This is a genomic window from Nonomuraea sp. ATR24, from assembly GCF_041950485.1.
In the GTDB taxonomy this organism is placed as follows: domain Bacteria; phylum Actinomycetota; class Actinomycetes; order Streptosporangiales; family Streptosporangiaceae; genus Nonomuraea; species Nonomuraea ceibae.
The window spans coordinates 89,859-104,144 of sequence record NZ_JBGNUU010000017.1; the positions used below are offsets into that span (position 1 = coordinate 89,859).

Below are 14,286 nucleotides of genomic sequence, written 5' to 3' on the forward strand. Positions count from 1 at the left end.
TTCGACAACGTGGCGTGAAACTTTCAGCCGATCACCGTGCAGGTTTCCCCTGGTGCGCGCTGTGACGGCCCGGCCCGCCGCCCCCGGCCGGTTGCCGGGCGTCCGGACGCTGGCGAATCCTGCGTGCCATGAGGCGCTTATACCTGTTCGTCGGATTCCTGCTCGCCACCTTCATCGTCGCCGCCCCGGCCGAGGCCGCGCCGGTGATCTGCGAGAAGTACGGCTCCACGAGCGTCCAGAGCGGGCGCTACATCGTCCAGAACAACGTCTGGGGCGCCGACACGGCCCAGTGCATCGACGTGGACCAGAGCGGCGGCTTCACCGTCACCCAGTCCGCGCACAACAACTCCACCAGCGGGGCCCCGGCCGGCTACCCGTCGATCTACGCGGGGTGCCACTACGCCAACTGCACCACCGGCAGCGGCCTGCCGATGCAGGCGAGCGCGAGCGGCTTCGGCAACCTGCGCTCCGGCGTGCGCATGACCTATCCGGGCAGCGGCACGTACAACGCCTCCTACGACCTGTGGTTCGACCCGACGCCGCGCACCGACGGGCAGAACACCGGCGCCGAGCTGATGATCTGGCTCAACCGGCAGGGCTCCATCCAGCCGATCGGCAACCGCGTCGGCACCGTGAACCTGGCCGGGTCCTCCTGGGAGGTCTGGTTCGGCAACATCGGCTGGAACGTCATCTCCTACGTCCGCACCTCCCCGGCGACCTCGATCGACTTCGCGATCGACACGTTCTACGCGGACGTGGTCAGCCGAGGCTACGGGCAGCGCTCCTGGTATCTGACGAGCGTCCAGGCGGGCTTCGAGCCGTGGATCGGCGGCGCGGGCCTGGCCGTGGACGACTTCTCGTTCACCACCACGGGCGGCGGCACCGACACCACCCCGCCGACCACCCCGTCGGGCCTGCGGACCGCGAACACCACCGCCACGGCCACCACCCTGTCGTGGAACGCCGCCACCGACTCGGGCGGCAGCGGCCTGGCCGGCTACGACATCCTGCGCTCGACCGGCGGCGGCGCCTACACCCAGGTCGGCACCACCGCCTCCACGTCGTTCACGAACACCGGCCTGACCCCGGCCACGACCTACAGCTACCGCGTCCGCGCCAGGGACGGCGCCGGAAACACCTCGCCGGAGTCGGCGGCGGTCACGGCCACCACCCTGCCGGGCAGCGGCGGCGGCGACTGCGAGGTCACCCCCAGCACCCAGACGAGCTGGTCGACCGGCTACGTCATCCAGCCGGTGACCGTCACCAACGGCAGCTCGTCCGGCGCGAGCCGCTGGTCGGTCACGTTCACGCTGCCCGCGGGCCACGCGATCGCGGGCTCCTGGGGCGCGACGCTCACCACGAGCGGCCAGACGGTGACGGCCACCAGCCTGCCCTACAACGGCACGCTGGCGCCCGGCGCGAGCACCACGTTCGGCTTCCAGGCCACCCGCCCGGCGTCGAGCACCCAGCTGCCCTCCGGCTACACCTGCGCCTTCTAGGGCGCCCGCCGGGCGGCGGTGATCTCGTTGAGCGACACCTCCAGCGCCGACCGGCACCCCGGGGTCAGCCTCCCTTCGCGCTCGCGGTCGGTGAGCTTGCGGCGCAGGGAGGCCAGCCCGGTCTCCTCCTGGCCCGGCGTCACCAGCACGCCGCGCAGCACCTGCTTCAGGTCGAGCGCCACGTCACCGTCGGTGGCCCCGCACACGGCGGTCTCCAGCGCGCTGTGGAACCCGTCGACCGCCTGCCGCATGGTCCGCGCCTCGACCGGCGGGCTCTCGGACCCGGGGAACGGCTCGGCCTGCGGGATCGGCTCGGACCGCGTGAACAGCTCGGACTCCGGGAACGACGCCGCGGCCGTGGGCGAGGGGCCCGCCTCCGGCCCGGCCCGTTCGGCGGGGGGCTGGAACCACACGAGCACCGACATGGCCAGCGACGCGGCGACCGACATGACCGCCGCCGCGCCCACGACCGCCAGGCCCTTGCGCAGCCGCCTGGGCAGCGTGAGCGCGGCGGCCAGCGCCGTGGCCACCTCGTCGGCCGTGGGCCTGCGGGCCGGGTCCGGGTCCAGGCAGCGCTGGCAGAGCGTGGCGACCGCGTGCGGCGCCCCCGCCGGGCGCGGCGCCGGCGAGGTGCGGCGCGCCGCCTCGATCTCCTCCCACGTGGTCTCCGGGTACGGGGTCCGCCCGGTGATCATGGTGAACAGCAGCACGCCCAGCGCGTACACGTCCACGGCCGGATGCGTGGGGGCGCCGTCGAGCCGCTCCGGGGCGACGTACGGCGGGGTGCCGCGGTCGTCGTCGGGGTCGCCGGCCCAGGCCGCGATGCCGAAGTCGAGCAGTTTCGGCCCGTCGGCGGTCAGCAGCACGTTCTCGCCGGTGACGTCGCGGTGCACGAGCCCGCGCGCGTGCCCGGCGGCCAGCACGCGGGCCAGCCGCACGCCGATGGCCGCCGCGCGCGGCCACGGCAGCGGCCCGCCCGCCACCCGCTCGGCCAGCGGCGTGCCGTCGAGCAGCGGCATCACGACGTAGGCCGCGACCTCCCCGTTGGCGGTCACGGCCTCCCCGTAGTCGTAGATCTCGATCGCGTCCGGATGGATGAACCGGGCGGCGGCCCTGGCCTCGCTCCGCGCGCGCATCCGGTCGACGAGACCGGTCTGCAGGGACGAGGTCAGCACCTTGACGGCGACGACCCGCTGCAGCGACTGGTCGAAGGCCCGCCAGATGACGGACATGCCGCCGGTGGCCAGCGGGTCCAGCAGCAGGTACCTGCGGGCGAGGATGTCCCCGGGCTCATGCCGAGTCACGGATGACCAGTTCCGTGGGGAGGATCGGGTCGATGCCCGTCGTTCCTGACAGCAGGAGCCGGGTGGCGATGGTGGCGACCTCCTCAACGGGCTGGCGGACCGTGGTCAGCGTCGGATTGGTGTGCCTGGCGACGGGCGCGTCGTCGAACCCGATCACCGCGACGTCGGCGGGCACCCGGCGGCCGGCCCGCCGCAGCGCCTGGATCGCGCCGGCGGCCATCAGGTCGGAGGCGGCGAACACCGCGTCCAGGCCGGGAGCGTGGCGCAGCAGCCACTGCATGGCGTGGGTGCCGGAGGCCGCGGTGAAGTCGCCGTAGGCGACGGGCACCTCGGCCATGCCGGCCTCGCGCAGGGTGCGGACGAGCCCGTCGAGCCGGTCGCGGGCGGCGGGCAGCGACGGCGGGCCGCCGATGGCCGCCACGGCGCGGCGGCCGGTGAGCAGCAGGTGCTCGGCCGCCTGCCGGCCGCCGTCCTGGTTGTCGACGTCGGCGAACGGGAGCTTGAGGTCGTGGGGCGGGCGGCCGATGTTGCGCACCGCGATGCCGGAGGTGCACAGCTTGATGGCCAGGGGATGGCGCTCACGGGCGCCGATGAGCAGCACCGCGCCGGACAGCGTGGGCAGCGTGGACGAGGCGGGGTTGACGGTCGTCACCATCAGATGGGTGCCGTGCTCGGCGACGACGGCGCCGGTGGCCGACAGGAGCCGCGCGTAGTACGGTTCGGAGAATAATCGCGGCAGATGATCGCAGACGACCGCGGTCACGCCTGTCGCGGCGGCTCTCGACACCGATCCCCTGGGGGCTCGTTGGCGCACGTAACCCATCCGGGACACCGCTTCGTAGACCTGCCTGCGGGTCGACGTGCTGACCCGGACGGAGCCGGTGAGAACTCGGGAGGCGGTTGCCGGGGAAACCCCAGCGGCCGCCGCGACCTGTGCCAAAGTGGGCTGCTCGGACATTCTCAGCACCTCGCGCCGAAGATCCCTGGGAGCGCTCCCACGTTATCAATGTTTCGCCGCCGTTAACAGGCCCTCTGTACTGGGCCATTGGCAGCGAGTAAGGAAGACGGTGAGCTCAGCGGCCGATCCCGTCGTCGAAGCGCACGGTGCCGTCACCCAGTTCGAGGTCCTCCCGCTGGCCGGCCTCGTCCCGGTCCCGCTGCACCGGCGCGCAGCTGGAGCCGCAGCCGCCGAAGCGCGCGGTGTTGATCGGGTGGAACGGCGTCGCCTTGGTGCCCTTGAGCGCCGCCATCATGGTGTCCTTGAAGATCGGCCCCGGCACGCTCGCGCCGAACACGGAGCCGTAGTACTTGCCGCCGATGGTGACGCCGTTCAGCTTGTACTTCTGCGCCCCGCGCGGGTCGCCGATGCTCACCGCGCCCGCCAGGTCCGGCGTGAACCCGGCGAACCAGGCCGTCGCCTGCGCGTCGGAGGTGCCGGTCTTGCCCGCCACCGGACGGCCGATCCCGCCCACGCCCCGCATCGTGCCGTGGGTGAACACGCCCTGCAGCACGTTCGCCGCCGCGTCGGCCACCTCGGGGTCCAGCACCTGCTTGCACTTCGGGTCGTACTTCTTGACCTTGCCGTAGCGGTCGGTGATCTGCGTGATCACCATCGGCTCGCAGAACTTGCCCCGGGCGCCGATCGCCGCGTAGGCGTTGGCCACGGTGACCGGGTCCATCTCGTTCGTGCCGAGCGTGAACGTGGAGAACTCCAGCAGCGGCAGCCCGTCGGCCCGCTCGATGCCCAGCGACTTCGCGGTCTTGATCGTGTCGCAGAGGCCGACCTTCTCCTCCAGCTTCATGAAGAACGTGTTGACCGAGCCCCAGGTGCCGGTCTGCAGCGTCTTGAAGCCGCCCGAGCCCTCGTCGTTGGTGACGGTGTGCGACGGGTCGCCGATGCTCTCGCCCTTGCAGTTCTTGAACGTCGAATAGCCGGGCGCCCGGTAGCCGGCGCCCACCGACAGGCCGTCGTTGATCTTCATGCCCTCCTTGAGGGCGGTGAGCAGCGTGAACGTCTTGAACGTCGATCCCGGCTGGAAGCCCACGCCGCCGCCGTGCGCCGCGTTGGCGACCACGTTGTACGACATCTCGTTCTTGCGCTTGTTGTTGCCGTACTTGCGGCTGGCCGCCATCGCCTTGATCTGGCCGGTGCCCGGCTCGACCAGCGCCTCGGAGGCCACCGGGCGGTCGGAGGCGTGCACGTGCTTCTTGATCGCGGCCTCGGCGGCCTTCTGCATCTTGGGGTCGAGCGTGGTCCGGATCGTCAGGCCGCCCCGGCTGAGCAGCTGGGCGCGCTCGGTCTTGGACTTGCCGAAGATCGGGTTGCCGAGCACCTCGGCGCGCACGTACATGCAGTAGTACGGGTACTTGCTGGTCTCGCAGCCGCCGGGCAGCGGGGTGCCCTTGTAGCCGAGCTTCTTGGCCTTGGCCTCCTCGGCCTGCTGCGGCGTGATCTTGCCGAGCTCCGCCATCCGGTTGAGCACGATGTTGCGGCGCTCCAGCAGGGCGGCGCGCTGCTTCCTGCCGAGGTTGGGGTCGGTCCTGTTGGGGTTCTGCACGGCTCCGGCCAGCGTGGCGGCCTGGGCCAGGTCCAGCTCGGAGGCCGAGACGCCGAAGAACCGCTTCGCCGCCGCCTCCACGCCGTTGGCGCTCGCGCCGAAGTAGGCGATGTTGAGGTACTTCTCCAGGATCTGGTCCTTGGTGTACTTCTCCTCGATCGCCATCGCGTAGCGCAGCTCGTTGAGCTTGCGGGCGTAGCTGGCCTCCGTCGCCGCGGCCTTCTGCTCGTCGGTGACGGCGGAGTTGACCAGCACCTGCTTGACGTACTGCTGGGTGATGCTGGAGCCGCCCTGGGCGATGCCGCCGGAGCTGAGGTTCTTGGCGAGGGCGCGGATGGTGCCCTCGATGTCGATGGCGCCGTGCTCGTAGAAGCGGAAGTCCTCGATGGAGATGATCGCGGTCTTCATCACCTCGGCCACCTGGGAGAGCGGGATGACCTCGCGGTACTCCTCGTAGAAGGTGGCGATCTCGTTGCCCTTGGCGTCCTGGACCGTGGTCTTCTCCGCCAGCGGCGGCTCCTTGAGGTCCTCGGGCTTGAGGTTGAGGTCCTCCGAGGCGCTGACGAACATCGCGCCGGCGCCGCCGATGGCCGGCAGGGCGATGGCCGCGGCCAGCACGCCCGCCGCGGCGGCGGCCCCGGTCAGACGAAGGATGCTCGTACCCCGGCTCATGGTGCAGGAACCTCCCCGATAGCCAATTCAACCCCGTCCCAAACCATATAGGCCTCACGAATGCCGCGTATCCGGATCGATGTGATCGTGGTCTCACCTCCGTAGAATCGTTGACCATGACCGCCGAACCCGACCCCATGGACGCCGTCCTGCGACAGTGGCGCCGGGAGCGGCCCGATCTCGACCTGGAGCCGCTCGGCCTGTTCGCCCGGCTGGTCCAGGTCACCAGGCTGCTGGAGGCGGACGTCGAGCGCGTCTTCGCCCGCCACGGGCTGCGCCCCGGCGAGTTCGACGTGCTGGCCGCGCTGCGCCGCGCCGGAAGCCCGTACACGATGATCCCGTCGGAGCTGTCCGCGGTGCTGCGGCTCTCGCGCGCCGGGATGACCAACCGGCTCGACCGGCTGGAGGCCGCCGGGTTCGTCGAGCGCAGCCTCGACCCCGACGACCGGCGCAGCTTCCGCATCGCGCTCACCGGCGAGGGCCGGCGGGTGATCGACGCCACGCTCACCGACCACGCCGCCAACCTGCACCGGCTGGCCGCCCTGGTGCCGTCCGGCGAGAGCGCCGCGCTCGACCGCGTCCTGCGCTCGATGCTGCGCGACCTCACGGGTGAGCTCACCGGCGATCCGGGGGGCGACTGAGGGGGCGGTCACGGCCTACGTCCTACCCCCGAGTCACCGGACTAACGGCAGGACCCCGGGGAAGGCGTAGTGCGTGGCCGCTTTGCGCATCGAGACGGTCCGGCACCGGGAGTGCACGGTCCTGGTGGCGGCCGGCGAGCTGGACCACGCCGGGCGCGAACGGTTCAGCGCCCACGTCGACGCGGTGTGGGACTGGTCGCCCGGCCCGGTGCTCGTGTTCGACCTGGCCGACCTGATGTTCTACGACTCCTCCGTCATCGGCGTGCTGGCCGCGGTGCTGCAACGCATGCGGGCCGAGGGCAGCGGCGAGGTCATCCTGGCCCGGCCCACCCCCCACCTGGTCAACGTGCTGCGGCAGACCGACCTGCTCGGCCACGTGTCGCTGAGCCAGAGTGTCGACGTCGCCGTGGCCGAGCTGATGCTCAAGACCGCCAGGGAATGACGGGAACCGCGCCGCACCGGTGATCGTTCTCCGGTACGCCAGCCGTACCGGAACGGAGAGTAATCACGTGGTTTTCAAGCGGATGCTGGGCGCCTTCGGCGTCGGAGCCCCCTCGGTCGACACCGTCCTCACCACCCCGCGGGTGCGGCCCGGCGGGCTCCTGGCGGGTGAGGTGCGGCTGAAGGGCGGCGACTTCGACGCCGAAATCGAGCACGTCACGCTGGGCCTGGTCGCCCGGGCCGAGGCGGAGATCGGCGACGGCGAGGCCCACGGGCTCGCCGAGCTGCACCGGATGCGGGTCTCGGGGCCGTTCACGCTGGCCAAGGGGGAGGAGCGGACGATCCCGTTCGAGGTCGCCGTGCCGTGGGAGACGCCGGTGAGCGAGGTCGGCGGGCAGCCGCTGACCGGGATGGGGCTCGGCGTCCGCACCGAGCTGGCCATCGCCAAGGCCGTCGACAAGGGCGACCTCGACCCGCTGAGCGTGGAGCCGCTGCCGTCGCAGCAGCGGGTCATGGAGGCGTTCCTGCAGCTCGGGTTCGCGTTCAAGTCGGCGGACGTGGAGGTGGGCCGCATCCACGGCATCCACCAGGAGCTGCCGGTCTACCAGGAGATCGAGTTCTACGGGCCGCCCGGGCAGATCAAGGAGGCGGAGCTCACGTTCGTCGCCGACGCCGAGGGGATGCACGTCGTCATCGAGGCCGACAAGCGCTCCGGCGGCTACGGCGACGCCATCGGCCGCTTCCGCGTCGGGCACGACGAGGCCCTGCACAAGGACTGGGCGGCCGAGATCGGCGGCTGGCTGGCCGGGCTGAGCGCCTACGGCGGCGGCCACCACCACCACCAGGGCCACCACTACCACGAGGAGCGCCACCACCACGGGGGCGGCGGGCTCGGCGGGATGGTCGCCGCCGGGGCGATGGGCGTGGTCGGCGGCATGGTCGCCGGCGAGCTCATCGAGGAGGCGTTCGAGGGCGGCGAGGAGGAGGGTGACGGCGACTGGTAGCCGCCGTCACCGTCAGCGGCGGGCCGGTTCGCCGAGCAGCTCGGCGAACAGGTCCGCCCACTGGGGCATCACCACGTCGGGGCCGTAGGCGCGCGAGGTCACCACGGCGGCCTCGCCCATCTCCAGGCGCTTCCTGCGGTCGGCGACGACCTCCTTGAGCGCGGCGGCGAGCGCCTCGGTGTCGCGCGGCGGCACCAGCACCCCGTCGACCCCGTCGGTCAGCACGTCGCGCGGCCCGGTCGGGCAGTCGAAGGCCACGACCGGCAGCGCGTGCGTCATGGCCTCGATCATCACCATCGGCAGCCCCTCGAACCGGGAGCTGAGCACGTAGACGGAGGCGTCGGCCAGCTCCGCGTCGAGCCGGTCGGTGCGGCCCATGAGCGAGATGTGCCCGGTCATGCCGAGCTCCTCGATGCGGGCGGCGAGCTGGGGCTTGCGCGGGCCGGTGCCGAAGATGCGCAGCCGCCACTCCGGGTGCTCCCTGACGACCTCGGCGAAGGCCGGGATGAGCATGTCGAACCCCTTCTGGGGCACGAGCCGCCCGGCGGCGAGGACGACCGGGTTCTCCTGGCGGGAACGTTCCTGGTCGACCTTGTGCACGGCGTTGGGGATCTGCACGATCCGGGCGCCCGGCAGCAGTTGCTGGTATTCGCGCTGGTTCGTCTTGGTGAGCACGGCGACGGCGTCGAACCTGCCGTAGTAGCGGGCGATGTCGCGCCGGATCGTCTCGGGGTAGGCGGTCAGGTTCATGTGCTCCTGGGCCACCTTGACCACGCCCTTGCCGGCCCGGCGGGCGGCGATCAGGTTGAGCGCGGGCCTGGTGGTGACCAGGATGCCGTGGTCGAGCCCGGCGACGTAGTCCATGACCGCCTTCTCCACCCGTTCGGTGAAGTAGTCGGCGGCGAACTCGCCGCGCGGCACGATCTTGCCGCGCACCCGGCGCCACGCCTTGCGCGGCAGCGAGTCGGCCTGCCTGCCCTGCCGCTGGTCGACGAGCGTGCTGACCCGGACGCCCGGGTGGATGGCGAACTGCGCCTTCTCCCGCCGCCGCACCACACTGATGATCTCCACGTCGTGCCCGTACTCGGCCATCGCGTTGGCCTGGTTGATCACGGTGCGGATGGTGCCGCCCATGCCGTAGGCGTGCAGCATCAGGTAGCGGATCTTCACGGGAGGTACCCCCAGCTCCGGCACATCGGCTTGAGCGATTCGGGGACGGACTCCTCGGGCGGGAGCTCGCGGCCCGGCTGGACGGTGCCGGTGCGGATCTTGTCCCGCCAGTCGCCGAGGCCCTTCTGGATGACCGTCTGCTCGCCGTAGGAGAGCATCCCGGCCTCCCACTCCACGCCCAGGAACTCGCAGATCTCCCGGGTGACCTTCTCCGGCTCGGCGCTGAGGTCCTCGTAGCGCACGGTGAGGCCGGGGAGCGCGGACTTGGCCCGCTGCACCGCCTTCATGTAGCGCAGCGCGTCGAGCGCGGCCTCGTCGGGGGTGCGCTTGTCGGGGCTGGCCTCGTGCCAGGAGGTCGCGATGGAGGCGGGGTGGCGCAGCAGGAAGACGAACCGCGCGTCCGGCCAGCAGGTGGCGAGCCGCTCGTAGGCGAAGGCGTTCGCCGGGGTCTTGTCCACGATGTAGCGCTTGCCGCTGCGGACCAGCTCGCGGTGCAGGACCCGGTCCCAGAGCAGGTGCTCCAGATCGGCCTGGTTGTGGCCGAGCGCCGCCATCGCCTTGCTGGCCAGGGTCGTGCCGAACTCCACTCTGAGGCGCCGCACGTGGAGCTCGTGCGGGGCGTGCAGTGCCGAATGAGCGTTGAGGATCGAACGAAGCAGGGTGGAGCCGGACCGCACCGGCGAGATGATGAAGACGGGGGCGGTGAGGAGCCGGTCCGCCGCCGGGTCCGCCGGCGGCCGGATCTCGACCTCGGCCGGCTTGGCGGGCGCGGGGGCCGCCGCCTTCGCAATACCCTGGTTCCCTACTCGATTGACCTGGAATCCGGTGAACCTGACCAGCGCCTTGTTGATCTTACGCTGCCAGCTCATGCAGAGGGAGACTACTCATCCTTCCTGGTAGTTCCCTGGGAATCGGGGGTCGATACGGAACCGTGACGGCGCCGTATATCCTCGACCATCTCATTGCTTCCTGCTGGAGCCTCGCACCTGATGAGACGTGTTCGAGCCGCCTCTTTCTCACTCGGCGGCTACAGCCACCCCGCGCAGGTCATCGCGACGGGATTCAGCACGGCCGCGCTGATCGGCACGCTGCTGCTGATGCTCCCTTTCGCCACGACCGAAGGGGTGTCCCCGGGCTGGCTCACCGCGGTGTTCACGGCCACCTCGGCCGTCTGCCTGACCGGGCTCGTCGTCGTCGACACGCCCACGCACTGGTCGACGTTCGGCGAGGTGGTCATCATCGGCCTGGTGCAGATCGGAGGGCTCGGGATCATGACGCTGGCCACGGTGTTCACCGTGCTGGTGTCGGGCCGGCTGGGCCTGCGCGCCCGGCTGTTCGCCCAGGCCGAGACCAAGACGCCGACCATGGCCGACATGCGCAAGGTGGTGCGCAAGGTCGTCGTCTTCAGCCTGGTGTGCGAGGCGATCGCGGCCGTGGTCTTCACTCTGCGCTTCCTGATCGGCTACGACGAGCCGATCGGTGAGGCGCTCTACCTGGGCGTCTTCCACGGCATCTCCGCCTTCAACAACTCGGGCTTCACGCTCTGGTCCGACAACGTCATCGGGTTCGTCACCGACCCGTGGATCTGCCTGACGATCGCCGCCGCCGTCACCGTGGGCGGGCTCGGCTTCCCCGTCGTGTTCGAGCTGCTGAAGTCCTGGCGGCACCCGAGCCGGTGGAGCGTGCTGACCAGGATCACCGTCGTGGCCACCATCGTGCTGCTGGTCCTCGGCACCCTGGTCTACCTGGCCACCGAATGGCGCAACCCCGGCACCCTGGGCGCGCTGGACGACTCGGGCAAGCTGCTGGCCGCGTTCTTCCTGTCGTCCATGGCGCGCACCGCCGGGTTCAACAGCGTCAACATCGGCGAGCTCTACCCGTCGAGCTGGCTGTTCACCGACCTGATGATGTTCATCGGCGGCGGCAGCGCGGGCACCGCCGGCGGCATCAAGGTGACCACGCTCGGGCTGCTGGCCTTCGTCATGTGGGCCGAGCTGCGCGGCGAGTCCAAGGTGAACATCGGCCACCGGCAGATCTCCGAGTCGGCCCAGCGCCAGGCCGTCACGATCACGATGATGAGCGCCGGCCTGGTCGCCGTCTGCACCTACGTGCTGCTCGTCCTCACCCCGCACAGCCTCGACCGGGTGCTGTTCGAGGTCGTGGCCACGTTCAGCACGGCGGGGCTGTCGACGGGCATCACCGCCGACGTGACGGTCCCGGGCCAGGTGCTGATGGTCCTGCTGATGTTCGTCGGCAGGATAGGCCCGCTGACGATCGGCTCCGCGCTGGCGTTGAAGGAGCGGACCCGGCATTACGAACTACCTGAGGAGCGGATGATCGTTGGTTGAGAAGCGCAATGACCCCGTGGTGGTCATCGGGCTGGGCCGGTTCGGCAGCTCGCTCGCCCTGGAGCTGACCCGCCGGGGCACCGAGGTGCTGGCCATCGACCACCGGCCGAAGATCGTGCAGGCGCTGGCGGGCCACATCACCCACCTCGCCACCGCCGACGCCACCGACCTGGACGCGCTCCAGCAGCTCGGCGTGCCCGACTTCTACCGGGCCGTGGTGGCGATCGGCGACCTGGAGGCGAGCATCCTGTCCGCCTCGCTGCTGGTGGAGCTGGAGATCGACGACATCTGGGCCAAGGCCGTCAGCCAGCAGCACCGGCGCATCCTGAGCCGGGTCGGCGTGCACCACGTCGTGCTGCCCGAGTTCGACATGGGCGAGCGGGTGGCGCACCTGGTGAGCGGCCGGCTGCTGGACTACATGGAGGTCGACGAGAACTTCGCGCTGATCAAGACCCATCCGCCCAAGGAGTACGTGGGCACCCCGCTGGGGGAGTCGGGCCTGCGGCGCAAGTACGGCGTCACGGTCGTCGCGGTCAAGAAGGAGGGCGAGGCGTTCACGTACGCCACGGCCGAGACCGAGCTGTCCTACGGCGACATCATCCTGGTGTCCGGCCGCACCGACCAGATCGAGCGCTTCTCGGAGCTCAGCTGACGGACACCCGCCGTTCACCCGTCCCTCCTACCGTGGCCGGATGGCGTACGCGACGTCCGTGCCCTACCGGGCGGGCACCGAGGGCTTCCACACGTTCCGCATCCCCGCCGTCGTGGTCACCCGGGCGGGGACCGTGCTCGCGTTCGCCGAGGGGCGGCGCGGCTCGGCCGGCGACTCCGGCCACATCGACCTGGTGGTCAAGCGCTCGGCCGACGGCGGTGACACCTGGAGCGAGGCCCGCGTGGTGGCCGAGGAGCCGCGCGGGGGCACCGTGGGCAACCCGGCCCCGGTGGTGACCTCCGACGGCCGGATCGTCCTGGTGTCGGTGCGGCAGGGCCCGGCGGCGACCGAGGCGAAGATCCGGCGCGGCCAGGTGCCCGCCGCCGACGGCCGCCGCGTGTTCGTGCAGGAGAGCGCCGACGACGGCGTCACCTGGACGGCCCCGCGCGAGATCACCGCGAGCGTGAAACGGCCGGAATGGCGCTGGTACGCCACCACTCCCGGCCACGCGCTCCAGCTCCGGCACGGCCCCCACGCGGGCCGGATCGTCGTGCCCGCCAACCACTCGCTGCCGCCGGCCGCCGGCCACGACGGCACCGAGGGCGCCTACAACGGCGGCCACTGCCTGCTCAGCGACGACGGCGGCGCGACCTGGCGGATCGGCTACGTCGACGACAACCCCGACGGCTACGTCAACGTCAACGAGACCACGGCCGCCGAGCTGCCCGGCGGCCGCCTCTACCTCAACACCCGCACCGACTCGGCCGCCCCCGGCACCCGCGCCGACGCCTACTCGGCCGACGGCGGGCAGAGCCTGGAGCTGCCCTTCCGCCCGCAGGCCGGGCTGAGCGGGCCGGTGGTGGAGGGCAGCGTCCTGTTCTGGGAGCCGACGGGGACGCTGCTGTTCTCCGGCCCGGCCGCGCCCGACGCCCGCGCGCTCATGACCGTGCGGGCCAGCGACGACCTCGGCGTCACCTGGCGGGTCGCCCACACCGTGTCGGGGCTGCCCGCCGCCTACTCCGACCTGACGGCGCTCGACCCCGCCACGGTGGGCCTGCTCTACGAGACCGGCGACTTCGGGCCGTACGAGTCGATCGCCTTCCGCCGCGTCCCGGCCGCGGAGCTGGCCTGAGTCAGCCCTTCGGCGCGGTGGGCGCCTGGTCGGTCCAGCCGGACTCGACGACCTTCGTCCAGGTCTTGTTCGGGAACGGCTTGCCGCCCATCCAGGTGTCCAGCTTCTCGGCGACCAGCAGCATGGCCGAGGTGTCGACGGTGACGCTGCGCCGCATCCGCCAGTCGCCCTTGCCGTCGGTCACGGTGAGCTTCTTGCGGTTCGCGCCGTCGCCGGTCACCTCGGTGCCGGGCTCCGCCGACAGCAGCGCGAACGCGGCCGCGCGCACCTTCTGCGGCACGGGCAGCTCGTGCAGAAGCTCCTCGTACGTGTGCCCGAGCTTGATGTGCTCGCGGCGCGGCGGCTCGGGGGCGGCCAGGCGGATCTCGACGAGCCGCTCCTTGAGCGCGGCGGGCTCCGACGGCAGCGCCTGAAGCTCCTCGTAGGACATCTTCCGCCCGGCCAGGATGAACCCGCTCGGCCTGATCTTGCTCAGCCTCGCCTTGCCCGGCTCCGTGGACAGCTTCACCAGCATGCCCTCGGTCCGGTAGCGCCACGAGGCGGGCGAGCCGTCACGCTTCCAGGCGGCCCGGTCGGCCGCGCTCTTCGGCTTGACGCCCAGCTCGCGGAAGCCCATCCACCGGTCGCCGGTCGACGCCGACGTCGACTCGCTGATCCGCCGCTGCACCACCCAGTACGTGTTCGGCGCGGTGCCGACCTTGCGCGGGTGGGTCATGGTGAACGTCGTCCGGGTCTGCCAGAACTTGCCGCCGGCCCCGGGGTCGGCCTCGGCGGCCTGCGCCGGGGTGGCGGTCGCCGCCAGGGCCAGGACCGCGACCATCATGATCGTCTTACGCATCGTGTGCAGTCACCTTCCGGTTCGGGG

General features: G+C 71.4%; 13 protein-coding genes. 7 read left to right on the top strand and 6 right to left on the bottom strand.

Annotation, left to right across the window (positions count from 1 at the left end; all coding sequences use genetic code 11):
- Positions 1 to 128: 128 nt before the first annotated feature.
- Positions 129 to 1,499 carry a cellulose binding domain-containing protein gene (locus ACBI99_RS33205; RefSeq protein ID WP_375074264.1) on the top strand — a complete coding sequence of 457 codons (1,371 nt, stop codon included), beginning with the start codon at positions 129 to 131 and terminating at the stop codon, positions 1,497 to 1,499.
- On the opposite strand, the gene ACBI99_RS33210 is transcribed toward ACBI99_RS33205, so the two are convergent.
- The 3 genes from ACBI99_RS33210 to ACBI99_RS33220 all read right to left on the bottom strand — a co-directional run bounded on the left by ACBI99_RS33210 (position 1,496) and on the right by ACBI99_RS33220 (position 6,033).
- Positions 1,496 to 2,803, bottom strand: coding sequence for a serine/threonine-protein kinase (locus ACBI99_RS33210; RefSeq protein WP_219501551.1), 1,308 nt, complete (start codon positions 2,801 to 2,803; stop codon positions 1,496 to 1,498). The two genes, ACBI99_RS33205 and ACBI99_RS33210, sit on opposite strands and share 4 nt — an antisense overlap.
- A complete protein-coding gene (locus ACBI99_RS33215) occupies positions 2,790 to 3,761 on the bottom strand; it encodes a LacI family DNA-binding transcriptional regulator (RefSeq protein WP_219501552.1) in 972 nt (323 codons plus the stop codon). Before ACBI99_RS33215 ends, ACBI99_RS33210 begins: the two co-directional genes overlap by 14 nt.
- Positions 3,762 to 3,876: 115 nt before the next feature.
- On the bottom strand, positions 3,877 to 6,033 hold the full coding sequence (locus ACBI99_RS33220) for a transglycosylase domain-containing protein (RefSeq protein WP_219501553.1): 2,157 nt from the start codon (positions 6,031 to 6,033) through the stop codon (positions 3,877 to 3,879).
- Between the two features lie 116 nt (positions 6,034 to 6,149).
- Here ACBI99_RS33220 and ACBI99_RS33225 point away from each other — a divergent pair, with 116 nt between their 5' ends.
- The 3 genes from ACBI99_RS33225 (at position 6,150) to ACBI99_RS33235 (ending at position 8,119) form a co-directional block, all read left to right on the top strand.
- On the top strand, positions 6,150 to 6,674 hold the full coding sequence (locus tag ACBI99_RS33225) for a MarR family transcriptional regulator (protein ID WP_357583163.1): 525 nt from the start codon (positions 6,150 to 6,152) through the stop codon (positions 6,672 to 6,674).
- Between the two features lie 73 nt (positions 6,675 to 6,747).
- Positions 6,748 to 7,116: an STAS domain-containing protein gene (locus tag ACBI99_RS33230; protein ID WP_219501555.1), complete on the top strand. Its 369-nt coding sequence runs from the start codon at positions 6,748 to 6,750 to the stop codon at positions 7,114 to 7,116.
- Positions 7,117 to 7,183: 67 nt separating this feature from the next.
- Positions 7,184 to 8,119: a sporulation protein gene (locus tag ACBI99_RS33235; RefSeq protein WP_375074265.1), complete on the top strand. Its 936-nt coding sequence runs from the start codon at positions 7,184 to 7,186 to the stop codon at positions 8,117 to 8,119.
- Positions 8,120 to 8,131: 12 nt separating this feature from the next.
- On the opposite strand, the gene ACBI99_RS33240 is transcribed toward ACBI99_RS33235, so the two are convergent.
- Positions 8,132 to 9,289 carry a glycosyltransferase family 4 protein gene (locus tag ACBI99_RS33240; protein ID WP_219501567.1) on the bottom strand — a complete coding sequence of 386 codons (1,158 nt, stop codon included), beginning with the start codon at positions 9,287 to 9,289 and terminating at the stop codon, positions 8,132 to 8,134.
- On the bottom strand, positions 9,286 to 10,158 hold the full coding sequence (locus tag ACBI99_RS33245; protein ID WP_375074266.1) for a sulfotransferase: 873 nt from the start codon (positions 10,156 to 10,158) through the stop codon (positions 9,286 to 9,288). Before ACBI99_RS33245 ends, ACBI99_RS33240 begins: the two co-directional genes overlap by 4 nt.
- Positions 10,159 to 10,278: 120 nt before the next feature.
- On the opposite strand from ACBI99_RS33245, the gene ACBI99_RS33250 reads away from it, so the two are divergent.
- Genes ACBI99_RS33250 through ACBI99_RS33260 form a run of 3 tightly spaced genes read left to right on the top strand, consistent with a single transcriptional unit; the run spans position 10,279 to position 13,421 of the window.
- The gene (locus ACBI99_RS33250; RefSeq protein ID WP_219501570.1) at positions 10,279 to 11,637 is read left to right on the top strand and encodes a TrkH family potassium uptake protein; all 1,359 of its coding nucleotides are present in this window, start codon (positions 10,279 to 10,281) and stop codon (positions 11,635 to 11,637) included.
- A gap of 19 nt (positions 11,638 to 11,656) precedes the next feature.
- The gene (locus ACBI99_RS33255) at positions 11,657 to 12,289 is read left to right on the top strand and encodes a potassium channel family protein (protein ID WP_375074302.1); all 633 of its coding nucleotides are present in this window, start codon (positions 11,657 to 11,659) and stop codon (positions 12,287 to 12,289) included.
- Between the two features lie 40 nt (positions 12,290 to 12,329).
- Entirely contained in the window at positions 12,330 to 13,421 is a 1,092-nt protein-coding gene (locus tag ACBI99_RS33260) for an exo-alpha-sialidase (protein WP_219501574.1), read from the top strand.
- A gap of 1 nt (position 13,422) precedes the next feature.
- Here the strand turns inward: ACBI99_RS33260 and ACBI99_RS33265 are convergent, their stop codons facing one another.
- Positions 13,423 to 14,259, bottom strand: coding sequence for a hypothetical protein (locus ACBI99_RS33265; RefSeq protein ID WP_219501576.1), 837 nt, complete (start codon positions 14,257 to 14,259; stop codon positions 13,423 to 13,425).
- Between the last annotated feature and the right edge of the window lie 27 nt (positions 14,260 to 14,286).